At 42.3% G+C, this 23,344-nt stretch carries 22 protein-coding genes; 6 read left to right on the plus strand and 16 right to left on the minus strand.

Annotation, left to right across the window (positions count from 1 at the left end; translation table 11 throughout):
• Nucleotides 1–262 precede the first annotated feature (262 nt).
• From purM to MHN81_RS02950, 3 genes are read left to right on the plus strand one after another with little or no spacing between them, the layout of a single operon-like run.
• Nucleotides 263–1,315: a phosphoribosylformylglycinamidine cyclo-ligase gene (gene purM, locus MHN81_RS02940; protein WP_239424996.1), complete on the plus strand. Its 1,053-nt coding sequence runs from the start codon at nucleotides 263–265 to the stop codon at nucleotides 1,313–1,315.
• The gene (gene purN / locus MHN81_RS02945; RefSeq protein WP_023400304.1) at nucleotides 1,315–1,959 is read left to right on the plus strand and encodes a phosphoribosylglycinamide formyltransferase; all 645 of its coding nucleotides are present in this window, start codon (nucleotides 1,315–1,317) and stop codon (nucleotides 1,957–1,959) included. Before purM ends, purN begins: the two co-directional genes overlap by 1 nt.
• Complete coding sequence (locus MHN81_RS02950) at nucleotides 1,907–2,668, plus strand: DUF3108 domain-containing protein (RefSeq protein WP_023400303.1); 762 nt, start codon at nucleotides 1,907–1,909, stop codon at nucleotides 2,666–2,668. Before purN ends, MHN81_RS02950 begins: the two co-directional genes overlap by 53 nt.
• A 38-nt stretch (nucleotides 2,669–2,706) precedes the next feature.
• Here MHN81_RS02950 and MHN81_RS02955 read toward each other — a convergent pair whose 3' ends face one another.
• The 3 genes from MHN81_RS02955 to MHN81_RS02965 all read right to left on the minus strand — a co-directional run bounded on the left by MHN81_RS02955 (nucleotide 2,707) and on the right by MHN81_RS02965 (nucleotide 6,004).
• Nucleotides 2,707–3,471: a class II glutamine amidotransferase gene (locus tag MHN81_RS02955; RefSeq protein WP_023400302.1), complete on the minus strand. Its 765-nt coding sequence runs from the start codon at nucleotides 3,469–3,471 to the stop codon at nucleotides 2,707–2,709.
• A gap of 322 nt (nucleotides 3,472–3,793) precedes the next feature.
• Nucleotides 3,794–4,153, minus strand: coding sequence for a hypothetical protein (locus MHN81_RS02960; protein ID WP_239424997.1), 360 nt, complete (start codon nucleotides 4,151–4,153; stop codon nucleotides 3,794–3,796).
• Between the two features lie 9 nt (nucleotides 4,154–4,162).
• Nucleotides 4,163–6,004 carry a methyl-accepting chemotaxis protein gene (locus MHN81_RS02965; protein WP_239424998.1) on the minus strand — a complete coding sequence of 614 codons (1,842 nt, stop codon included), beginning with the start codon at nucleotides 6,002–6,004 and terminating at the stop codon, nucleotides 4,163–4,165.
• A gap of 376 nt (nucleotides 6,005–6,380) precedes the next feature.
• On the opposite strand from MHN81_RS02965, the gene MHN81_RS02970 reads away from it, so the two are divergent.
• Nucleotides 6,381–7,973: an ABC-F family ATPase gene (locus MHN81_RS02970; protein WP_023400299.1), complete on the plus strand. Its 1,593-nt coding sequence runs from the start codon at nucleotides 6,381–6,383 to the stop codon at nucleotides 7,971–7,973.
• 34 nt (nucleotides 7,974–8,007) lie between these two features.
• On the opposite strand, the gene MHN81_RS02975 is transcribed toward MHN81_RS02970, so the two are convergent.
• Nucleotides 8,008–9,225, minus strand: a complete 1,218-nt coding sequence (locus MHN81_RS02975; protein ID WP_023400298.1) for a serine hydrolase domain-containing protein — start codon at nucleotides 9,223–9,225, stop codon at nucleotides 8,008–8,010.
• A 150-nt stretch (nucleotides 9,226–9,375) separates the two neighbouring features.
• Entirely contained in the window at nucleotides 9,376–11,250 is a 1,875-nt protein-coding gene (locus MHN81_RS02980; protein WP_239424999.1) for a DUF885 domain-containing protein, read from the minus strand.
• A gap of 496 nt (nucleotides 11,251–11,746) precedes the next feature.
• Between MHN81_RS02980 and MHN81_RS02985 the strand changes: the two genes are divergently transcribed.
• Nucleotides 11,747–13,339: a polysaccharide deacetylase family protein gene (locus MHN81_RS02985; protein ID WP_239425000.1), complete on the plus strand. Its 1,593-nt coding sequence runs from the start codon at nucleotides 11,747–11,749 to the stop codon at nucleotides 13,337–13,339.
• Between the two features lie 66 nt (nucleotides 13,340–13,405).
• On the opposite strand, the gene mltG is transcribed toward MHN81_RS02985, so the two are convergent.
• The 9 genes from mltG to yceD all read right to left on the minus strand — a co-directional run bounded on the left by mltG (nucleotide 13,406) and on the right by yceD (nucleotide 20,575).
• The gene (gene mltG, locus MHN81_RS02990; RefSeq protein ID WP_239425001.1) at nucleotides 13,406–14,389 is read right to left on the minus strand and encodes an endolytic transglycosylase MltG; all 984 of its coding nucleotides are present in this window, start codon (nucleotides 14,387–14,389) and stop codon (nucleotides 13,406–13,408) included.
• A complete protein-coding gene (gene pabC / locus MHN81_RS02995; RefSeq protein ID WP_023400294.1) occupies nucleotides 14,386–15,150 on the minus strand; it encodes an aminodeoxychorismate lyase in 765 nt (254 codons plus the stop codon). Before pabC ends, mltG begins: the two co-directional genes overlap by 4 nt.
• A 59-nt stretch (nucleotides 15,151–15,209) precedes the next feature.
• Nucleotides 15,210–16,448 carry a beta-ketoacyl-ACP synthase II gene (fabF, locus tag MHN81_RS03000; protein WP_023400293.1) on the minus strand — a complete coding sequence of 413 codons (1,239 nt, stop codon included), beginning with the start codon at nucleotides 16,446–16,448 and terminating at the stop codon, nucleotides 15,210–15,212.
• Nucleotides 16,449–16,529: 81 nt separating this feature from the next.
• Entirely contained in the window at nucleotides 16,530–16,766 is a 237-nt protein-coding gene (acpP, locus tag MHN81_RS03005) for an acyl carrier protein (protein ID WP_010374019.1), read from the minus strand.
• A 209-nt stretch (nucleotides 16,767–16,975) separates the two neighbouring features.
• Nucleotides 16,976–17,722: a 3-oxoacyl-ACP reductase FabG gene (fabG, locus tag MHN81_RS03010; protein WP_023400292.1), complete on the minus strand. Its 747-nt coding sequence runs from the start codon at nucleotides 17,720–17,722 to the stop codon at nucleotides 16,976–16,978.
• Nucleotides 17,723–17,734: 12 nt separating this feature from the next.
• Nucleotides 17,735–18,661 (minus strand): ACP S-malonyltransferase, encoded by a 927-nt coding sequence (gene fabD / locus MHN81_RS03015; RefSeq protein WP_023400291.1) that lies wholly within the window; start codon nucleotides 18,659–18,661, stop codon nucleotides 17,735–17,737.
• Nucleotides 18,662–18,817: 156 nt separating this feature from the next.
• Complete coding sequence (plsX, locus tag MHN81_RS03020; RefSeq protein ID WP_023400290.1) at nucleotides 18,818–19,858, minus strand: phosphate acyltransferase PlsX; 1,041 nt, start codon at nucleotides 19,856–19,858, stop codon at nucleotides 18,818–18,820.
• An 11-nt stretch (nucleotides 19,859–19,869) separates the two neighbouring features.
• Complete coding sequence (gene rpmF, locus MHN81_RS03025; RefSeq protein WP_023400289.1) at nucleotides 19,870–20,040, minus strand: 50S ribosomal protein L32; 171 nt, start codon at nucleotides 20,038–20,040, stop codon at nucleotides 19,870–19,872.
• A gap of 10 nt (nucleotides 20,041–20,050) precedes the next feature.
• A complete protein-coding gene (gene yceD, locus MHN81_RS03030; RefSeq protein ID WP_023400288.1) occupies nucleotides 20,051–20,575 on the minus strand; it encodes a 23S rRNA accumulation protein YceD in 525 nt (174 codons plus the stop codon).
• Nucleotides 20,576–20,696: 121 nt separating this feature from the next.
• Between yceD and MHN81_RS03035 the strand changes: the two genes are divergently transcribed.
• Nucleotides 20,697–21,293, plus strand: a complete 597-nt coding sequence (locus MHN81_RS03035; protein WP_239425002.1) for a nucleoside triphosphate pyrophosphatase — start codon at nucleotides 20,697–20,699, stop codon at nucleotides 21,291–21,293.
• Here the strand turns inward: MHN81_RS03035 and MHN81_RS03040 are convergent.
• On the minus strand, nucleotides 21,273–21,914 hold the full coding sequence (locus MHN81_RS03040) for an HAD-IA family hydrolase (RefSeq protein WP_023400286.1): 642 nt from the start codon (nucleotides 21,912–21,914) through the stop codon (nucleotides 21,273–21,275). The genes MHN81_RS03035 and MHN81_RS03040 overlap by 21 nt on opposite strands.
• Nucleotides 21,904–22,866: a 23S rRNA pseudouridine(955/2504/2580) synthase RluC gene (gene rluC / locus MHN81_RS03045; protein ID WP_023400285.1), complete on the minus strand. Its 963-nt coding sequence runs from the start codon at nucleotides 22,864–22,866 to the stop codon at nucleotides 21,904–21,906. The genes MHN81_RS03040 and rluC overlap by 11 nt, the downstream gene beginning before the upstream one ends.
• Nucleotides 22,867–23,344: the final 478 nt, after the last annotated feature.

The raw sequence follows: 23,344 nt of genomic DNA on the forward strand, positions 1-23,344 counted from the left end.
CTAACTATTTGCGGTGTTGCGCTCAGCCTGGCAAGCCCACTCCCGACAATTCAAATACTAAGCGGATATCCGTATAGAGTCTTGATCTAACGCAAATTGCACGCTTCTCAACATACTGAAAATCATGATTAAACATCGTGATCTAAGTCGTAACGCACACTGTGTTGCTCTGACCTCTTATTTCAACTAGCCGCTTGGGCGCAATTGTTGTAAAATGTGCGCGTTTCTAAGCAAATCTATACTGTTATTTTGAGGAAAACCTGTGAGCGAACAAAAACAGTCTCTGAGCTACAAAGACGCAGGCGTTGATATTGATGCGGGTAACGCATTGGTTGAACGCATTAAAGGCGTAGTGAAAAAAACTCGTCGTCCAGAAGTAATGGGTGGCATTGGTGGTTTTGGTGCACTATGTGAACTTCCAACAGGTTACAAAGAGCCTGTGCTCGTTGCCGGTACTGACGGTGTTGGTACTAAGCTTCGTTTGGCCATTGATCTGAAAAAACACGACACGGTTGGTATCGATCTAGTCGCAATGTGTGTTAACGATCTTATTGTACAAGGCGCTGAACCGCTTTTCTTCCTAGATTACTACGCGACAGGCAAGCTGGATGTAGATACTGCTGCTGACGTAGTTAGCGGTATTGGTAAGGGCTGCGAGCTTTCTGGCTGTGCTTTAATCGGTGGTGAAACAGCTGAAATGCCTGGTATGTATGAAGGTGATGATTATGACATGGCTGGTTTCTGTACTGGTGTTGTTGAAAAATCTAAGATCATCGACGGGACTAAAGTTAAAGCTGGCGACCAACTAATCGCACTTGCTTCAAGTGGCCCTCACTCAAACGGCTACTCATTAATCCGTAAAGTATTAGAAGTATCAGGTGCTGATACAAATGAAGAGTATGCGGGTAAACCCCTAGGCGAACATTTACTTGAGCCTACTCGCATTTACGTTAAGGCAATTCTAGAGCTTTTGAAAGACGTTGACGTTCATGCACTTTCACACATCACAGGTGGCGGTTTCTGGGAAAATATCCCGCGCGTACTACCTGAATCTGCAAAAGCAGTGGTTAAAGGCGATAGCTGGGAATGGCCAGCCATTTTTAACTGGCTACAAGAAAACGGTAACATCAGCACTCACGAGATGTATCGTACATTCAACTGCGGTGTTGGTATGATCTTGGTCGTACCTGCTGAGAAGTTAGCGCAAAGCCTAGAAATCTTAACGGCACAAGGCGAAAATGCATGGCACATTGGTGAAATCCAAAATGCAGTTGACGGCGAAGAGCAAGTTGAAATCCTAGGTGGTGCCGAGTAATGGCACCCACTCGGATCGTTGTATTGATCTCTGGTAGTGGCTCTAATTTACAAGCAATTATTGACCACTGCCAAGCTGGTAAAATTAATGGTGAAATTGTTTCCGTCATCAGTAATAAAGACGACGCTTATGGGCTTGTTAGAGCTGAAAAAGCGAACATAAACACTCACCTTTTAAGCCACAAAAACTTTGATAGTCGCGAGGCTTATGATGAACAACTGGCAAAATTAATTGACTCTTGTAATCCAGATTTAGTTGTATTGGCTGGATTTATGCGTATTCTAACCCCTGGCTTAGTGCAAAAATTTAAAGGGAAAATGTTGAACATTCACCCTTCTTTGTTGCCTAAGTACCAAGGGCTGAACACCCACCAAAGAGCAATTGACGCAAATGATGCGTACCATGGCGCTAGTGTTCACTTCGTAACAGAAGAATTAGACGGAGGTCCTGTTGTTGTCCAAGCAAAAGTTACCATTTTGCCTGATGACACAGCAGAGACATTAGCTAAGCGGGTACATGAACAAGAACATGTCATTTATCCTTTGGTGGTCAAGTGGTTCAGTGAACACAGACTAACAATGGAAGCAGACTATGCAGTTTTTGATAAACAACCCCTTCCAGCGCAAGGCGTCGATTACAGCTAAAATAAAAATCCACAGCGCTTTGCTATTTGGCTTAAGCGCTGTTTTATCTTCTTCCCTTCATGCCTCTACGCTCACCGAATACACAGCCGAGTATAATGTACTACGAAAAGGAAAAATTCATGGCAAAGCAACCAGAGAGTTTATGCAGGTTGCCGACAATACTTATGCGCTGAGCTATGAGACCGATGTGAAGTGGATGATATTCACAGAAAAACGCACTGAACAAAGCTTGTTTAAATTTGAAAACGGCCAGACTAAGCCACTCCACTACAGCCTTAACCGAGAAGGCACGCGTCCTGACAAAAGTTTCAAAATTAAATTTGATAGAGAGAACAAGCAACTGTTTTCCAAAGAGCAGGAGTACCCACTTAAAGTCGAGTGGGATGAGTCAAGGCAAGACGTTTTATCCTACCAAAACCAGCTCCGCAATGAGCTGAAATCTGGCAAAACCCAATTTAGCTACCCAATCATAGATAAGAATGGCAACGTTCGTATGTATAACTTTAAAGTAGTGGGAGAGGAAACCATCACACTACCTATTGGTAATGTTAAAACCATCAAAGTAAAACGCCTTTATGACAGCAACAAACGCCATGCAATCGCTTGGTTTGCGCCAAAATATGACTACATGCTGGTGCAAATGCTAAAAGGAAAAGACGGCGTTGAGCAGTTTCAAATTCAAATGACGGCTCAAACCGTTAAGCAATAAATAAAGCAGGCATTAAAGCAGGTGCAACAGCACCTGTTTTATACTTTCTCGCCCAATTTGAATAACACTGACTGCCCAGGTTCCATTTTCGTCCACTCTTCATCATTGGTCAGTGGTCGAGTAGCAATCACAGTTACGATGTCATTGGGCGTGGTTTCTTTTTGAAAATCAACAACCATATCCGCATCGATTAATGTTGCTTTGCCAAAAGGTGCTTTACGCGTGATCCAGTGTAAGTTGTTACTGCAGTATGCCAAAACAAACACGCCGTCTGTCAGCAGCATATTAAACACGCCTTTTTCTCTCAACTGATCAGCTAACTTGGCGGCATAGCGAAATACAGCGGCCATGTTGGAGGGCTTCTTCGGATATTTTTCGCGGATTTTGTCTAAAATCCAGCAAAACGCAAGCTCGCTATCGGTATTGCCGACAGGTTTATAGTACTGCGTTTTCAAATCTTTATAATTCGATAGCTGTCCATTATGCGCATAGGAGATCTCTCTTCCCCATAGCTCTCGTGTAAAGGGATGTGTATTCTCCAAACATGTTCGGCCGCGGTTGCCTTGACGAATGTGGCTAATCACAGAAACACTCTTGATTGGATAGGCTTTGACCAACTTTGCGATTTCAGACTGACAACTTGGTTCAGGATCTTTAAATGTGCGACACCCCTTACCTTCGTAAAATGTTATCCCCCAACCATCTTTATGGGGTCCTGTATTCCCACCTCGCTCCAATAACCCTGAAAAACTAAAACAAATATCTGTCGGCACATTAGCTGACATCCCGAGTAGCTCACACATTCTCTGGCCTTTTTTAAAAATATTTATGAGCTAACATTCAACAACATGTTCGGCTATGACTGCACATAGCCACTAAATCAAATATGTGGTTGCTCTTAAATAAAAAATTAAACTAGGTCGATTATGGCTAATTTTTTACTGTGAAACAATCTGCTACTCGCTTAATTGGTAAGGAATTCTGAAATAGGCAATGTATTGATGGTCACAACCAACATTGACTGCTGCGCAGCAAATTCTTATCAATTAAGACAAAGAATGGTACTTTAGGCATTTACGCAGTTAAATACCTAAAAGTAACCTTTATTAATAACGGAATACACTGCTACCCGCCGCACTTGTTAAACTCTTCCGACGCTTTAGCATACACGGTACAAAAGTCTTCACTGCCATTACTGGCCTTTAACGCCTGTCCATCAAATAATGCATTAATAACTTTTGATTTGGTAATTGTCAGGCGCTTATTTCGACATGACTTAACCGCCATTTCCCCACATTCAGCTGCACTTGTCGCCTCTTTAAATTTAGAACAGCGCTGCTTCCCCTTACACTTTTTATAGCTAATTTTTTCCTTGCCTGGGCATGCCGTTCTAACATATTTAATTTCGCATGTGCCAGCTTTAACTTCAGTGGGCATAGCACTAAGTACTAAGGATACGGCCCCAATTGCTAATAGTAGTTTCATCGTCATCTCCTAAGTTTTAAATTGGCTCATCATTAATCTGAGTGTCTCTGCCATTTCAGCCAACTGCTGACTAGCCTGTTTATTTTCCTGTGCATGATTTGAGTTAAGGTTTGTAATTTCATGCATATGTTGGACATTCTCGTATTGGCTCACCGCAGCTAGGCTCTGCTGCTCGGATGCCGCTGCAATCTGTTGGCTCATATCCTTGATGGTTTCGACACTGTTTACAATTGCACTTAAAGTACCTTGCACAGCTTCTATACCACTCACACAATTGTGTGTTTCTCGCTGAGAATTAGACATGGTATTGACTGCACCTTTTGCACCATCTTGTAATCCAGTAATGGCTTTTTCGATTTCTTCCGTTGCATCTTGAGAGCGACTAGCAAGCGTACGCACTTCGTCGGCAACCACTGCAAATCCACGACCTTGCTCCCCAGCTCGTGCTGCTTCAATGGCTGCATTCAACGCAAGTAAATTGGTCTGCTCGGCAATGCTTCTGATCACGGCCAGCACTGTGTTTATATTTTCCAACTCATTACTCAATTGGTTAATCGCATTTGCTGAGGTCTCTATCGAAGATTCAAGCCCCTTGATGTTTTGTACGTTGGTCACTAACAGCTCTTCTCCAGATGCAGCTTCACTACTTGCTTGCTGGACCTGCTCTAATGTGCTGTGAATACTGTCAGTCACTGAACTCACTGTTTCTTTCATTTCTGAAATAGAACTGCTCATGGCGCTCATTTGCTCACTTTGCTGCGACGCACTACTACAGCTTTGTTCTGCAATCATATTGGTTTGTTCAGCCGTTGAAGAGAGTAATTGCGTGTTACTTGTTACCTCCCTCAGCGTACCTGCTAAAGTGTCAATGAGTTTTTGGATATTACCGGCCAAACGACCAAACTCATCCTGTTTAAAATTATTGAGCTGAACGGTTAAGTCTCCCTGTGCGGCTCGATTAATAGAATCGATAATCTGGTGCAGTGGCGTGCGCACACTGTTAATCACAAAATACGCTATCACGATGGACAATATGATAGTGACAACCGTCAATGCCGTTGTCACTTGCAAACTCTCTTCAATCGCTCCTTCAGCGGCTTGTTGCGCATCTTCAGTCAACATGACTATTTTCTCATTCAGCTCCCTTAGCTGTAGTTGTAACTCACCTGCTGAACCTGAAGCTTCTGTAACGAGGCTATTGAGCTGCTTTTTTTCATTTAGCGTATTGATTCTTGACTGCAATGCGCTGTTGGAACCGACAATAGCTTGTTTAAATTGAAAAAAGTTCTCTTCCATTGAATTTAACGCCTCCGAATTCGCGAGTTCCGGAGCGTTTTTTAGCGCAGCGAGTTGCTGCTCCATGTCCGAAATTGACTCTTTGGCAACGCTTGCTACATTCATGATTTCGAACGTAATATTGGAAGCAAGGCCACCACTGACCTCATCTACTAAATTTTCAACATTTTCTATCAGTTCATTGACTACATCAGATATGTTTTGGTCATTCGAAATACCTTCAAGGTCATATGCCAAGCTGAGCGTTTCATCCCCCATATCTGTGAACTCACTGGCAAACTCGGCTGTACGCTCTTTAAGTTTGATCACTTGAACCGCTTTATCGAAGGCACTATCGGCGCTCTGAAAAAAAACAGTATTGAGTTTTTTGGAGTTGTCAAAAGGACTGCTGAGATCAGGCTCAGATGCAGTAAGTTCTGATAACTGCATTAAAGCTTGGTCATTGGCTTGTTTTTGTAAATTGTATTGATTGCGGATAGCGCTAATTGCACTGAGTGTTGGCGCTTGATCTAGCTGCGTCAAAGATAGCCTCGACAGCAAGACTGACTGGAGCATGCTATTGCCCGATATTAATGTTGGAACACTTTGTTTAGAAACCTTTTGAACAGATCCACCGATAGTTATGTTCCCTGTCAGCGCTACTATGTAAATAATGCAAGCTAAAACTACAACTGCCGTAAACCCACTCATTACACGAGCCGAAACGGTTAATTGCATGTGATGTTAATCATTTTGTGTCTATGTAGTTAAACTTATAGTCAACAATCCGCAAATTGGCGAATTTGACTGTAATATTGTCTTAGTTCTAATAACCACATGAGTTGTTGTAATTTGATATACTTAATTCTCATTTTTCTGCATATCAATACTTGCAGTTGAGCGCTGCAGCGGGTAACGTTGCGCCGATTTTAATTTATTAAGGTATTAAATTTTGATTTCTACAGCGAATATCACCCAACAGTTTGGCTCTAAGCCGCTTTTTGAAAATATCTCAGTCAAATTTGGCGAAGGTAATCGCTATGGCCTAATTGGGGCGAATGGCTGTGGTAAATCAACCTTTATGAAAATCCTCAGTGGTGAGTTAGAACCTACTGGTGGTAACGTCAGCTACGACCCGCAAGAGCGTGTCGCTAAACTTAATCAGGATCAATTCGCCTACGAAGAATATACGGTAATTGATACTGTTATCATGGGCTACAAAGAACTGTGGGCAGTAAAACAAGAACGTGACCGTATTTACTCATTACCTGAAATGAGCGAAGAAGAAGGTATGATCGTTGCGGACCTTGAAGTTAAGTTTGCCGAAATGGATGGCTACATGGCGGAATCCAAAGCAGGCGAATTACTCCTTGCTGTAGGAATTCCTACCGAACAGCACTTTGGCTTGATGAGCGAGGTTGCTCCGGGCTGGAAACTGCGTGTACTTCTTGCCCAAGTACTCTTTGCTGACCCGCATATTATGCTTCTAGATGAGCCAACCAATAACTTGGATATCGACACCATTCGCTGGCTAGAGCATACCTTAAACGAGCGCAACTGCACCATGATCATTATTTCCCACGACAGACACTTCTTGAACAGTGTTTGTACACATATGGCAGATTTAGACTATGGTGAGCTACGTCTTTACCCGGGTAATTACGATGAATACATGACCGCAGCCTCGCAAGCAAGGGAGCGATTACTCGCTGATAACGCGAAAAAGAAAGCGCAAATTGCTGAACTGCAAACTTTCGTTGCACGATTCTCTGCCAACGCCTCAAAAGCGAAACAAGCGACATCACGAGCAAAGCAAATTGACAAAATTCAATTGGAACAAGTCAAAGCGTCGAGCCGTCAGAACCCCTTCATTCGCTTTGAGCAGTCAAAAGAATTGTTCAGAAATGCACTGGAAGTTGAGGGCTTATCACAAGGCTTTGAGGAAGATTTGTTCAATGACTTCAGTGGTATTTTTGAAGTGGGCGAAAGAGTCGCGATAATCGGTGAAAATGGTGTAGGTAAAACCACTTTATTGAATACCCTAGCCAGTCAATTAACTCCTAGAAACGGCACATTTAAGTGGTCAGAAAACAGTAATATCGGTTATTACGCTCAAGATCACGCAGAAGACTTCGAAAAAGATATGGACCTGATGGAATGGATGGGACAATGGCGACAAGAAGGTGATGATGAGCAAGTATTGCGTAGCTTCTTAGGCCGCATGCTTTTCTCTCAAGACAGCATCAAGAAATCGGTTAAAGTCCTCTCTGGTGGTGAGCAAGGTCGTATGCTGCTCGGCAAGTTAATGATGCACAAGCCAAACATATTGTTAATGGATGAGCCGACTAACCACATGGATATGGAGTCGATTGAGTCATTAAATACAGCTCTTGAACAGTACAAGGGCACACTATTTTTCGTTTCTCACGACCGAGTTTTCGTTGACTCTCTAGCTACGCGTATTCTTGAAATTAAAGACAATAAAATCACGGACTTTAAAGGCACCTATAGTGAGTTCTTAAAGTTCAGAGGTATCGAAGACTAATACAACCTGCGCGGCATACTCGCCGCGCATCTCATCACACCTTGGGCCTTGCCAAAATACTCTCCATTACCGCACGCTCGATTGTTTGAAACGCATCTAAGCATTTATCATTGAGCCCACAGTTAAGAAAATAGACCACACTGGTATTTAGCTCAGGAATGTATAAATTATTAGACACATAGCCATGGTTACCACCATTGTGGTGATAAACAGTATACCCTTGCATATCCTCCTTCCATAAACCTAGAACATATTCAAGGCCCGGAGATACCGAAACACGACTTTTATCACCAATGAGATCTTCTCGCGCTTGGCTCGACAACCACTGCTCATTGTTAAAGATATTGTCCATTAACGTCGATAATTCAGTAACGGTTGACGCTACTGGCGTTGAGGCGGAGGTTACATGGCTTAAAATAGGCCACGTATTAATATATTCGCCGTTTTGCTTTTCATACCCTGGGGTAATCTCACCAAATTGATTTTCAATACCGACCGAAAACGTATTGCCCAATTCTAATCTATCGATTATTTGATCTCGCATTGCATGCGCATTGGGATGTCCTAATACACTATCTAAAATCATGCCTGCCAAAGCATAATTACTATTAGAGTATTCAGCCCCCTTGCCGGGTTTAAAGTAAGCTGGTTGGCCGAGTGCAAATTGAACAAAATCCTGATTGGTGATCCCTTTGTCATAGTTTGCCAGAACAAATTCGACATACGCATCATTGCTTCGTGGATCAGAGTAGTTGTAAACCCCACTGCTATGATTTAATAACTGCCTCAAGGTGATCTCAGTGCCATACTCAATTTGCTCGATGATCTCTGGTGATAACCACGTGTCTATTGTCGCATCCAAGTCTAGAATGCCCGCTTGGTGCAATTGAACAGCCAATAGTGCAGTGAAGACTTTTCCTGTACTGGCGAGGTGATAAACAGCATCAGGTTGTAGTGTCGCTTGTGTGGTTAAATTTGCAGTACCACTGCTTCCTGTGAAAGTACGATTGGGTGTAGAAACATGCAAGATAATGCCATGTATTTCATCTGAAACGAGGTCATCAATTAGTTTTTGATAGTTAAACTCGACCTTTGCTTTGTCCTTAGAGTTAAGTGCAGTTTGATGGGCGGATGTTGGTACATCTTTTTGCATGTTTGAACTGTTACCTCCACCACAAGCGCTCAAGGTGCATATTGCAATCGCTATGGTAAGGCGTTCTTTTAATCTAAAAATCATTGAATTGGTATCCATATTGTTATTTTCCTACAGCATATGGAACCTGCTTACGAAATTACGTATAACTTTTTTTAAAAATGTACCAAGTTGTACCTCTCGCTTTTCTTTTACAATACAAAAAAGGGGCGATACCGCCCCTTGTCATTATTCATAGCCATTACGAATTTACATTGCTTTGCGCGTTTCAACCCAGCGAGCAATATCTTGTTCAACCAGCGCCAGTGGACGTGCGCCTTTTAACAAAATTTCGTCATGAAAAGAAGTCATATCAAATTTGTTACCCAAGGCTTTTTGCGCATCCTTTCTTAGCTCTTCAAACTTCAACATACCCAACTTATAACCTAGAGCTTGACCCGGCCATGCAATATAACGATCAATTGCAGGGACAACATCGCTCATAGCAGAACCTGTTGCCTCTGCAAAATACTCAATGGCCTCTTGGCGAGTCCATTTTTTATAGTGTAAGCCTGTATCTACAACAAGACGGGCAGCTCGGTACGCTTCGGCTTGTAATCGACCTAAGTCACCAAATGGGTCACCTTCGTACATGCCCATTTCGTAAGCAAGCAACTCAGAGTAAAGCGCCCACCCTTCGATATAGCCGTTAAATGACGCATTTTGGCGCATTAAGCCAATATCGGTTTGCAACATATTGAGCGCAATTTGGAAGTGATGCCCAGGTACTGCTTCATGATATGTCAATGTTTTTAAACCAAAGCTTGGCACTGCTTTCATATCTTTGAGGTTTATCGCAAACACACCTGGGCGGCTGCCATCTAAAGAAGGGCCATAGTAATAACCACCAGGTGCGCCAGCCTCAACCTCAACTGGAATACGTTTAACTTCTACTTTTTGGGGTGGCAGAGTTGAAAAATATTGTGGTGCTTTTTCATTGATAACTTCAATCTCACCTTTTAAAAAGTCCAGCAGTTCCTGACGACCTTGATCGCTATCAGCAAACAAAAAGCGCGGCTCTTCGTTTAATTGCTTCATACGCTCGCTTACTGATCCCTTGGTATAGCCATTCGCTTTTAAAATTTCATCCATGCGATTTGTGATACGCTTCACTTCCGCTTGACCCACTTCATGGATCTGCTGTGCCGTCATATCTGAATCTGCTAGATACGTGATAGCATGTTGATAAAACGCTTCACCATTAGGTTGTGCCCAAATACCGACCTTATCTGAGGCCTGTTTTTCCAATTCAGTCATTTTAGCGGTGATACGACCAAATGCAGGGTATACCTGCATTGCCATCACAGATGCGGCACTTTCGACTAAACTGGCTTTTGCTCTGTCACTAACACCGTCAAGGTTTTCTAGCTTTGTAGCGAAGGAAGTCACGAGTACATGTTCATTTGCTTTTGGTTCAGTGTATGCATTTAGATAAGACAAAGTATTTGGGAATAATGGCTTAGGTAATATGATGCCGCGCTTTGCATCACTGACAACTTTCTCGTTGACCTGATCTACCATAATCGCAAATGCGGCTAACCGCTCTACATATGCTTTTGCATCAGATATGTTGCTAATTTCATGCTGGTTCTGCAATATGCTTGGCACGTCCATCAGAGGCCCAGATATCTGGTTTACGATATAAGGCAAATGCCCACCCCAAGTATCAATGTATCCAGCAGAAAACACACTGTCGCCCGCATAATACCGTGCTATAACCTCATTAACTTGCACATGTAACCTGTCTTTGTCACTGAGCTGAGCAGATTGCAGCTGCTTGAGCTGCTCTGCCGCGTGGGTCATGTCTATCTGTAACGCTTGCATGCCAGCAACAGAATAGTCGGGTAGCCTATTTTCATAGCGGCCATAATCCTCACTTTCAAGCTTCAATGATGTTGCCAAAGCTGGCTGGTGAGAAATAAACGCTTTGGTATATTTATCAACGACCGTGTCAACTTCAACTCGACTTATTGTCTTTTGCGCTTTAACCAAGTTTTCACTATTTGCTTGATTCGATGTGGACTCTGTCGCACACCCAGTAATGGCAAAAAGTACAGCCGCTGCCAGCACGTTAACCTTTCTCATTATTTATCCCCAAATGTTGTCATCGTAGTGTGTTGGAATACTTAGCCGCGTTCGCTTGTATTCTGCGTAATTTCAAATTCAACAGTAATCTACATAAATCGAGTTTATAAGTCACTTACAGAAGTGCTTTTTCTATTTTCATTCGGGTAACTGGGTAAGCTAACAAATCAACAATTACCACTGCGATTTAGCAATTTAAAACGATTTATTCATTGCGGTTACATCGCTTGGATCATGTTCAACCGAATTTGTTTTTTGACACGCTTCCATATTCAATAATAATGAATAATCACAACATATAGGAAAGCTTATCCAACTCATTTAAAAAACAACAACAAAATCACAACACCATGTATTTTATACTTATTATTTTAAAACACATTAATCAAAGGCACTATCCGTGCTAATTCACGCTCTATTGCACCACCTTTAATTAGCGCTCTTTTGTGTACAATACCCTCATCCCAATATGAAAAACTTTAAGTAAGGATTGATCATGAAGTTTAAAATGTCAGCGCTGTCACTAGGCGTATTCATCGGTATATCTTCCATTGCACACGCAAGCGTATACGACTCAGGAATTGAATCAGTTGAGTTACCAGCTGATGCCAAAATGACTACTACACAAACCAATAATTATGATTACTCAGATAATCAACCTTGGAGCCAAATGCCACCTGCTCAACTGAGACCAGTTCAAGTGCCATTATTTATTTCGATTGGTTTCGACGACAATGGTTCTAAGGCCGGTATGGACTGGATAGTTAACTTTACTCGTCAATTGCAAAACGACAATGGTTCAAATAATGCGGCGACATTTGACGGTGCACCAGTCAGGTTTACGTTCTTTAATACACCCTCTTATATAGAAGCTGCCGCTAACGATGCAGTGGGCGTCAAACACGCTTGGAGAAATGCTTGGCTAGACGGCCACGAGATTGGCAATCACACTTGGAGCCACAAAGATGGTGGGCCAGATACAGGTAACTTCAGTGAAGCACAGTGGGCACAGGAATTGGGCATTACTCAAACGTGGTTAAGTAAGCCGTATGACGCTACAGAGATCATGCACGGTGCAAACGATGCCGCGGGTCCTGGGATCCCAGTTAGTGAGATTATTGGCTTTAGAACCCCTTACTTGAATCACAATAATGCATTGTTTTCAGCTCTTATCAAAGGTAACTTTGTCTACGATACTAGTGTAGAAGAAGGTTGGGGCAGCCAATATAATGGCACCAACAATCCATGGCCTTACACCATGAATAATGGTACGCCGACAACGCGGGTTGGTAAACCAGATGTTGGTAACTTCCCTGGTCTATGGCAGCTACCATCAAACGTGTTTGAAAAGCCGCAGGGCGGTAAAATGGTCGCATTTGACACAAATATGTGGGTTGGCAGCGCAATGAGTAAAAATGACGTGCTTGCTATCTTAAAGCACAACTTGCATTTAAGACTCGAAGGTAATCGCTCTCCTTTATTATATGGCGCACATGCCAATATCTACGCGCCAGAGTATGATACAGGCGGACGCGCGACAACTTATTTGGAGCGCCAACAAGCAATTGAAGAATTCATTCAATATGCACTCAGTTTGAAAGTTAACGGTCAACCTGTAGTACGCATCGTGCCGTTTAAAGATATCGTTGAGTGGATGCGTAACCCGACACCTCTGACTGATGGAAAAGTTGTCACAGTTAAAAGCATTGGCGCAAGCCCGACATATGCACCAGGCAGCATCTACCAAAAGGGTGACCAAGTTTATCATGATGGCAAATACTATGAAGCTAAGTGGTACGCTGACTCAATCCCTGGCGCACTTTCTCCTGACTACGACCCTTGGAAACTCATTACCAGAGAACAAGCGACCAAGGTTTCTCACTTAGGTAGCGTAACACCGACTGGCGATACATTTGGCGACATCTTAATCGCACCAAATAAAGATCAAACCTTCTTCTTTAATGCAGCTGCTGGCGCTCAAGTTAAAAGTGTTACGCTCAACGGTGTGAATCTAGGTTCACTAGAGCAGTACACGTTCAGTAATTTGACAGCGAACCAAACATTGACTGTTGAATTTAGTAAAAAGTAAGTGACCAAATAATAAAGGCTGTACCTAAGTACAGCCTTTTTATGACTTTATATCTAAATACTAAACTCACTGCTCATTTAAAATGTATTTTCGCACAGCCCTATTGTGCTCTTTTAATGACTTCGAAAAATAATGTGCGCCATTCCCTTTTGATACAAAATATAAAAAATCTGTATCAGCTGGTTGAACAGCTGCAAACAATGCATCTTTAGACGGCATTGCAATAGGCGTTGGCGGCAGCCTATCAATACGGTAGGTGTTATAAGGTGTATATTCATGCAAGTGAGATTTTTTTATATCACCACGAAATCGCGCTCCAAGCCCATAAATAACGGTTGGATCTGTCTGTAATCTCATGCCTTTGTTCAATCTATTATGAAAAACCGAAGAAATAATATCTCTTTCGGCAGCATGTCCTGATTCCTTTTCAATAATAGACGCTAAAATAAGTGCTTCATAATCACTTTTTAGCGGCACACCATCGCCTCGTTTTGCCCAGGCTTCACTTAAAACACTTTGCATTTTTGTATGCGCACGCTGCAACAGCGCTGACGCTTTGGTCAAACCTTCATAGTGATATGTATCAGGGAATAGCCACCCTTCTGGGTGTCCGTTGCCAAATTGTATCAAACCTGCTGAAGGCTTATCTGGGATGTCAAATATTAAAAACGCACTACTCTTTAGATTCTCGATAATTGTTTTATAAGTGTCACCTTCAATAATAGTGAAAGTAAAATCGGCCTTGTTACCGCGGTGAACTTTTTCAATGGCCGCCATTACAGTAAGGCCGTTCAGCTCATAAACACCTGCTTTAAGAGTAAACTTTTGTGGCTGCAACTTGCTATAGAGCTTATAAGGAAAGCAGCTCTCTAATGCCTGCTGTGACTGCCATTTGGAGCACAAGCTGTGAAAAGTATCCCCCTGCGACACTTGCGTATATTGCTCTGGTAATTCTAGGGTTTCACTTTGCATCAAACCCAGTAAGTTATACCCACAATATAAGATGATAAGTACGGGCACTGAGGCGGCCCATAATAAAAAACGGATCATAGAGTGGCTTCTATCTTTGACTTCAAATCAAGTGCAGTTTGCAGGTTAAACACCTGTTTGTCTATTGATTTCACTGGAACAAGCCCCATCAAACTGTTACACATGAATACCGCATCTGCCTGCAATACATCATGCAAACACAATGATTTAGACTCTATTTGAGTATGGTCAGACAGCAGTGACAGATACACACCTTTAATGCCACACAACTTTAAGCTAGGTGTAAACAGCTGGTTATTTTTCATAATGATCAGGTTGCTAGCCGAGCACTCTATGACGTTGTCCTCAATATCCAAAACCAGTACATCATCAGCCGCTTGTTGACTGGCTTGCGCTTTTATCAATACTTGCTCTAGACGGTTAAGCGTTTTCAGACCGGCAAATAGAGGCTGGTGACCAAGTTTAATGCCACTGACGCTCAAACAAACCCCCTGTTCTTGCCATTTAAGATAGTGCGAAGGAAAATCACTTTGTGTAATTATAATCTTGGGCTCAGGCTGCTCTGGTAAGCCATAACCTCGTCCACCAACCCCTCTGGTGATCAAAACCTTGAGCACGCCTAAGCCACATCCTTTTGCGGCTTCTAAACACGCGTTTGTTATTGCTTGCAGGTCTAGCTCAGGAAAGCCTAATACCTGCTGGCACTGCCTGAGCCTCGCTAAGTGGTATTGCCAAAGCTGTAGTTGACCACTTTCAATTTTAATGGTTGTGAAAAAGCCATCGCCATAGTTTAAGCCACGATCTTTATAACTGATTTCCATAAACCTTCCGAAAATAAAAAAGCCTGGCATTGCCAGGCTTTATCAAACTAAAGATAAATTTAAATCTTTTTGAACAGCAATGAGCCGTTGGTACCACCAAAACCAAACGAGTTACAAAGCGCATAATCCAGCTTTGCATCACGGGCTGTGTGCGGAACATAGTCTAGGTCACACCCTTCATCAGGGTTATCCAAATTGATAGTAGGCGATACCTTCTGGTCAACCAAAGACAAGATGCTAATAATTGACTCAACAGAGCCCGCTGCACCTAGTAAATGTCCCATCATTGATTTAGAAGAACTTACCATTACGTCTTTAGCCGCACTGCCAAAAATTGACTTAACTGCAGATGTTTCAGCAATGTCGCCAGCTGGGGTTGATGTACCATGTGCATTGATATAACCAATTTGCTCAGCATTCACACCTGCATCGTTCAGGGCATTTTCCATAGCCAATGCAGCACCTGAACCGTCTTCCGGTGGTGATGTCATATGGTATGCGTCACCACTCATACCGAAACCAACTAGTTCAGCATAGATTTTCGCGCCGCGTGCTTTTGCATGCTCGTATTCTTCTAATACGATAACACCAGCACCATCTGCAAGTACAAAACCATCTCTATCTTTATCCCAAGGGCGAGAGGCCGCTTGAGGATCATCATTTCGAGTCGACAAGGCACGCGCTGCGCTAAAACCACCCATACCAATAGGTGTAGAAGCCTTTTCAGCACCACCGGCGACCATCGCATCTGCATCACCATATGCAATCATACGTGCGGCATGACCAATGTTGTGAAGGCCAGTTGTACAAGCTGTAACAATCGAAATATTCGGACCTCTCAAACCATGCATGATAGACAAGTGTCCTGAGATCATATTAATAATGGTTGAAGGTACGTAGAAAGGCGATAACTTTCGCGGGCCACTCGCGATAAGCTTGTGGTGGTTTTCTTCAATTAGAGTCAATCCACCTATCCCTGAACCTACTGCCACACCAACACGTGCAGCATTTTGTTCAGTGATTTCTAATCCTGAATCCTTTAATGCTTGGACACCAGCTGCAATACCATACTGAATAAACAAGTCCATTTTTTTTGTGTCTTTTTTGGACATGTATTCTGTCGCATCAAAGTCGTTAACTAAGCCAGCAAACTTAGTTCCAAAACTCGATGTATCAAAATGCGTGATGTTTGAAATGCCACTACGACCTTCTAATAGGCCTTGCCAGGTTGACTGAACATCATTACCTAGCGGCGTCAACATACCTAAGCCAGTTACTACGACTCGACGTTTAGCCACGGTTTCCTCCAAAAAGGGATTTGAAATTTTGCGGGGGTAGAATGAATGAGGGCAGCGAGTGCTGCCCTTCAGATCCGTTAATTACTCAGCGTGAGCAGTAACGTAGTCGATCGCAGCCTGAACAGTAGTGATTTTCTCAGCTTCTTCATCAGGGATCTCAGTGTCAAACTCTTCTTCTAGAGCCATTACTAGCTCAACAGTGTCAAGAGAGTCCGCGCCTAGGTCGTCAACGAAAGAAGCTTCTGATTTTACTTCTTCCTCTTTAACACCTAGTTGCTCAACGATGATTTTTTTTACGCGTTCTTGGATGTCGCTCATTCTTCTTTCCTTTATTAAAACGCTTTTTGCGTTAATTTCAGATTGCGGCGTAGTTTACGGCGCATCATGTATTGATTCAAGGATTGACTTAGACTTTTTTGTCTGGTCAAACCTGTTACTAAATATTTTTACTCTTTATCGCCTATTTTCAGGGCAATATCAAGCTAGTTTGCGGCAAGATCACAAAAATTTAAATTATTTTGTAATCTTTACACCATATACATCGCACCATTCACGTGCAACGTTTCTCCGGAGATATATGCAGCCGCATCAGAAGCTAAATATGCAACAGCTGCTGCAATCTCTTCAGGCTGACCTAAACGACCTGCTGGTACGTTTGCAAGTGTCGCCGCTTTTTGCTCGTCAGTTAATTCATCAGTCATATCAGTTTTGATAAAACCTGGTGCAATTACATTCACTGTGATACCACGAGAAGCAACTTCACGTGCAAGTGATTTAGAAAAACCGATAACGCCAGCTTTCGCTGCTGCATAGTTTGCTTGACCTGCATTACCCATAGTGCCAACTACCGAGCCAATATTAATAATGCGGCCTGACTTTTTCTTCATCATAGGACGAAGTACAGCTTTGGATAAACGGTAAATTGCACTTAAGTTAGTGTCAATGATATCTGTCCACTCATCATCTTTCATACGCATAAGTAAATTATCACGAGTAATACCTGCGTTATTTACCAGCACATCGATATCGCCAAAATCAGCTTTAATCTGCTTCAATACAGCATCAATAGACTCAACGTCAGTGACATTGAGTTTATAACCTTTGCCGTTTTCACCCAAATACTCACTGATTTTTTCCGCACCTGAGTCACTTGTGGCTGTACCAAGTACCGTTGCGCCTTGTGCAACCAACGTTTGCGCGACTGATTTACCTATACCGCGACTTGCACCTGTGACCAATACAATTTTATCTTTCAGATCAAATATATTTGACATTTTTCTTCTCTATTATTCTGCACTTTCAACTGATGCTACATCGTTAGCAGCAGCACATTTAACTGATTTATCAATTCGCTTAGCCAAACCTGTAAGCACTTTTCCTGGGCCAAACTCATAAGCCTGAGTAATTTCTTGCGCTGCAAGCTGCTGAACCGTTTCAGTCCAACGTACAGGGCTAAATAGCTGCCTGATCAGCGCATCCTTTATTTCTGTAGCACTTTTAGCTACTGCAACATCGACGTTGTTAATGACTGGATATTTAGGCTCTGAAAATGTTAGGCCTTCAAGATCAGCAGCTAAGCGCTCTGCCGCAGGTTTCATCAACTCGCAATGCGATGGTACGCTTACTGATAAAGGAAGCGCACGCTTTGCGCCAGCTTCTTTACATGCTTCACTTGCTCTATCTACTGCTTCTTTGTGGCCAGCAATTACAACTTGACCAGGCGAATTGTAGTTCACAGGAGATACCACCTGCCCTTGCGCAGACTCAGAACATACTTTGACAATTACCTCATCTTCTAAGCCGATAATTGCGGCCATTGACCCCGTCCCAGCAGGCACAGCTTCTTGCATATATAAGCCACGTTTTTCAACTAGCTTCACAGCTTCAGACAAGGTGATAACACCTGCACATACAAGTGCTGAGTACTCACCTAAACTATGGCCGGCTAATACAAGTTCGGCATCAACATTTTTTGCTTGCCAGTGACGAAAAATAGCAACGCTAGACGTCAATAATGCTGGCTGAGTTTTATGAGTTTGATTTAGCTCTTCTTCAGGACCATTTAACACCAAGGCTTGTAGATCATATCCAAGCGCCTCAGATGCTTCGGCAAAGGTATTTTTTACAACGTCAGATGATTCTATTAACTCTGACAACATACCAACACTCTGAGAGCCCTGGCCTGGGAAAAGTAAAGCAATTTTTTGTGACATAAGATGCTCTTTTACTCGTCTTTAAATTCGTACACCCACAATTAGCGAGACCAACTTGCGCTATTACGCTAATTGATAAAGTATGACTAAAAATATTTATATACAAACAACTTTGCTTAAACGGACGCGAAGTATGCACGAAAAGTGGTGTTTGTGCTAACTAATAGAGGTTTCTTCTACGTCAGTCATTTTTTCAAAAGCTGATTGTATTTTTTCGGGAATGCGTCGATTAACCTCTCTAACAGCTTCATCGATCGCTGCTAAAAATGCCTTATTCGATGCATTTCCGTGACTTTTTACGACAATACCACGCAATCCTACCAGACTTGCTCCGTTATACTGGTCGGGGTTCACCTTTTTATAGAGTTTTTTTATCACCGGGCGTAGTAAAAATGCAAGAGCCTTGTAAAAAAAGTGTTTTTTAAGCGCTTTCGTGAATTTTAGCATGATCAACTTGGCAATTCCTTCGCAAGTTTTCAAAGCAATATTACCCACAAAGCCTTCGCAAACAATAACATCCGACTTCCCAGAAAAAATATCACTGCCTTCACAGTAGCCTTGGTAGTTTAGATGCTCACACTCACACATCAACTTAGCCGCTTGTTTTATTCCTTCATGCCCTTTGATGTCTTCTGCACCAATATTCAAAAGGCTCACCTTGGGGTTTTCTTTATCTAAAGATTCACCAGCAACGATTGAACCCATAATTGCAAATTGAAACAAGGTTTCAGGATCACACAGTACATTAGCACCTAAATCAAGCAAGTAGACAGGCTGTTTTTTTTCTGTAGGCATCGAAGTAATAAGTGCCGGACGCTTAATGCCTGGCAACATTTTTAACACGTAGTGGGCCATTGACAGCAAGGCTCCTGTATTGCCTGAGCTGACACATGCCTGAGCTTGACCCGTCTTAACAAGATCAAGAGCAATTCGCATTGAGGATTTACGCTTGTTTCTAAGCGCATGAGCAGGCTCACAGTTATTTGTCACAACTTGTTCGCAATGCTTTATAACTAGTCTGGGGTGATCGAGTTGGTTTTCTTTACTAAGTGCTTGTCGCAAGACTGCTTCATTACCACATAGTAATAAAGTTAAATTTGGATATTTTTCAACTGCGAGGATAGCAGCTGGAATAGATGAACGGGGGCCGTAATCGCCCCCCATCATATCTAACGCGATGGTTAGATTGGTTAGCATAAAGTAATCTCTTACTTAGAAATTACTTTAACGCCTTTGTAGTAACCATCTGCAGTTACGTGGTGACGACGATGAGTCTCACCTGAAACTTGGTCTACAGTTAAAGCTGGTCCGCTGATAGCATCGTGTGAACGACGCATGCCACGACGTGAACGAGTCACTTTGCTTTTTTGTACCGCCATTAGCCTTCTCCTAAGAATCTTTCTTAAGTTGTTTTAAAATTTCAAATGGATTTGGTTTACTTTCTTCTGCTTCGATTTCGCCAAAGCTCGCAGGCTTATTTGAAAACGAACATGAAGCTTCATCATGCATAGGAACTATAGGAATCGCTAAAATCAATTCATCTTCGATAATTTGTCGAAGATTGATTTCACCTTCTTCATCTAACTCCACCACATCGTAGCTTTCAGGAAGATCATCCGACTCTGCACCTAATCCGACTGGCGAATACGCAAAGTCTTGAGCCAAATCCAACCCTAATTCATCATTACAACGCTGACACACCAATGTTACTTGTGTTCGAGCTGAGCCTCGAATCACAACTAAACCTTGCTGATCAATATCGCAATGAATAGTTACCGCTATTTCACCTACCTGATCCTGCACAACTTGCTGCAGTCGAGAAAGTTCTTCAAGCGACACAATGCCGTCATAAGTAGCTCGACGTTGCGCTGCCCTGCCTGGATCAAGAGTGATGGGAATTTTCACCTTTTGCATAGGGGCTGCATCATATAGATTGTTAGTGGTTTAGTCAAAGTAAAAATAAACTTTCCTATTGTTTTTCGCCTACTAACGCTTATCCTTGTGTCAAATCCTCAATTTAAACACCAATAGACTCATGAAAACACCTATTATATTAGCCTCAAGCTCGCCATTTAGGCAGCAAATATTGAAAAAAATTGGCCTTTCTTTTACAACTTTTTCTCCAGAGATTGATGAGTCACTACTATCCGGTGAAACGCCGCAAGCTCTGGTGCAGCGCTTAAGCGAAAACAAAGCTAAAGTGGCGATACAACACTTCCAAAAAGGTCTGGTCATCGGCTCAGACCAAGTTGCGGTATTCGATGACCAAATTCTTGGAAAGCCTCACAATCAAGAAAACGCAATTAAACAACTCACATTATTTAGCAGTCAATGTGTTACCTTTTATACAGGATTGAGTGTCTATTCTATTGAAGAAGATAAATGTATTACTAAAGTTGTGCCGTTTAACGTTTATTTTAGAGCGTTGACAGCTAAACAAATATCAAATTATTTAGAGATAGAACAGCCATACAACTGCGCAGGCAGTTTCAAAAGTGAGGGGCTAGGCATATGCTTATTTGATAAGCTTGAAGGCGAAGACCCAAATACGTTGGTGGGCCTTCCTCTTATAGAGCTGACAAAATCATTTGCGAGTTTTGGTTTAGATGTACTAAGTCAAGTACGTCAGTAGCTGCTCAAACTCATCTACTATCTGCACAGGAGAGAATGGTTGTAGTTCTTCTCGCGTGGCAACGCCAAAAGTCACCCCGATGGCATCTACACCCGCATTAGATGCCATCTCCATATCGATTGTTGTGTCCCCTATCATCACCGCATCTTTTGCTGCAACACCTAATTCAACCAGCACTTGATGCAACATATCTGGATGTGGCTTAGACTGTGCCTCATCAGCAGTTCTCGTTACCTGAAAGTACTTTTGCAATCCGGATTCACTCAGCAACCTATTCAGACCTTGACGACTCTTCCCAGTTGCAATGGCTATTTTAATTCCACTTTCTGTCAATTGTTTAAGAACGGCCTCTACACCGCAAAACAACTCAGTGGGGGTTGTATCGACATCTCGATAGATGACTTTATAAGCATCAGCCAATTCAGCACTGCGATAGGCTTGTGCAGGAAATAAAGTAGCTAAAGCCTTTTCAAGCGATAGACCAATAATGCTTTTAGTTCTTTGTTCTGACTCTCTAGGGATTGCGTATTGGTCGGCAACCAAGTTAATCGTGTTAACAATTTTAGGCACGGTATCCATAACCGTGCCATCCCAATCAAATATGACCAGTTTATAGCCCATTATCTTCTCGTAATGTTTTAATACATGCTGTCAAAGCGTCATCCAAAGGAGCCTCTACATGCAAAGTGGTTTCTGTTTTTGGGTGCAAGAAGCGTAGCTCTCTAGCATGTAAAAATAAACGACCAAGGCCTTTTTTGCGCATTTGTGCATCAAATGCTTGGTCGCCATATTTATCATCACATGCAATAGGGTGTCCCTTACATTGAGTATGCACACGAATTTGGTGTGTACGACCTGTAACTGGAGATGCTTGTACCAAAGTTGCACCATTGAAACGCTCTAAAACACGAAAGCGCGTATGTGATGCTTTGCCCTCTTCTGGGTCGACTCGCACTACACGCTCACCTGATTTTAACGTGTTCTTTCTCAGCGGTTCGGTCACATTTTTGTGCTTAGAAGACCACTCACCGGCAACCAATGCCCAATAGTTTTTCTCCATGGTTTTTTCTCTTAGTTGTTCGTGCAAGCCTTTCAAGACTGCTCGGCGTTTAGATATGAGCAAACAACCTGAAGTATCTCTGTCCAGTCGGTGTACCAACTCAAGTGATTTTTCTTGCGGTCTAAGGGCGCGAATCGCCTCTATCAAACCATAACTAAGACCGCTGCCGCCATGCACTGCCATTCCAGAAGGTTTATTTATAACAATCAGATATTTATCTTCATATATTATGCAATCTTCTAAACTTGCTACCCGGTCCAAGTTTTTAGGGACAAATTCTGTTTTTTCCGCAGTTTTAACTGGAGGGATCCGAACTACATCGTCAATTTGTAGCTTATATACTGGCTTGACACGCTTTTTATTGACGCGAACTTCACCCTTTCTCAAAATTTTATAGACAGCACTTTTTGGCACACCTTTTAAATGTGTAACTAAAAAGTTATCAATACGCTGCCCTAACTGATCTTCGGTGATAGTTACAAAGGTAACTTGTAAACCATTCTTTTCTGACATTGCCTAATCACTGATTTGAGTAATAATTTAGTTGCTATCACACAGTTAATAGTGGGATAATCGACTCGCAAATTTTGCGAGCATTGCTTTTTATCGCAAATAAACTGTCGTGATGCACATCTTGGGTGGAGGATCATACAGATCAGAGCTAAGATTTCCAAAGCTTTTATCTCCGACCCAAGACAATTATTACGTGTAATTGGCATAAGATGAAGCGCGTAACAGTTCATCTTTTAATCGCCAGACATGACATACAAGTAAATAAAAGCAAAATTATCGTGTCTTGTGTAAATTTGTGGGTTTGTTTAACCCGAGCGAGTTCTGTAGCAAAAAGTAAAAGCTATTTTTTAACCCGTCGACAATATGAATCAGGCATAAGTGTTAAAACAGACTAAGTTCCCTTCTCCCCAGTCGTGAGACTGCATCAGTAACAGGAACATTTAAACTGCCTGCAATGGCGCACAAGAATAGTATAAGT

The organism is Pseudoalteromonas sp. Of7M-16 (genome assembly GCF_022347805.1).
Lineage (GTDB): Bacteria > Pseudomonadota > Gammaproteobacteria > Enterobacterales > Alteromonadaceae > Pseudoalteromonas > Pseudoalteromonas luteoviolacea_F.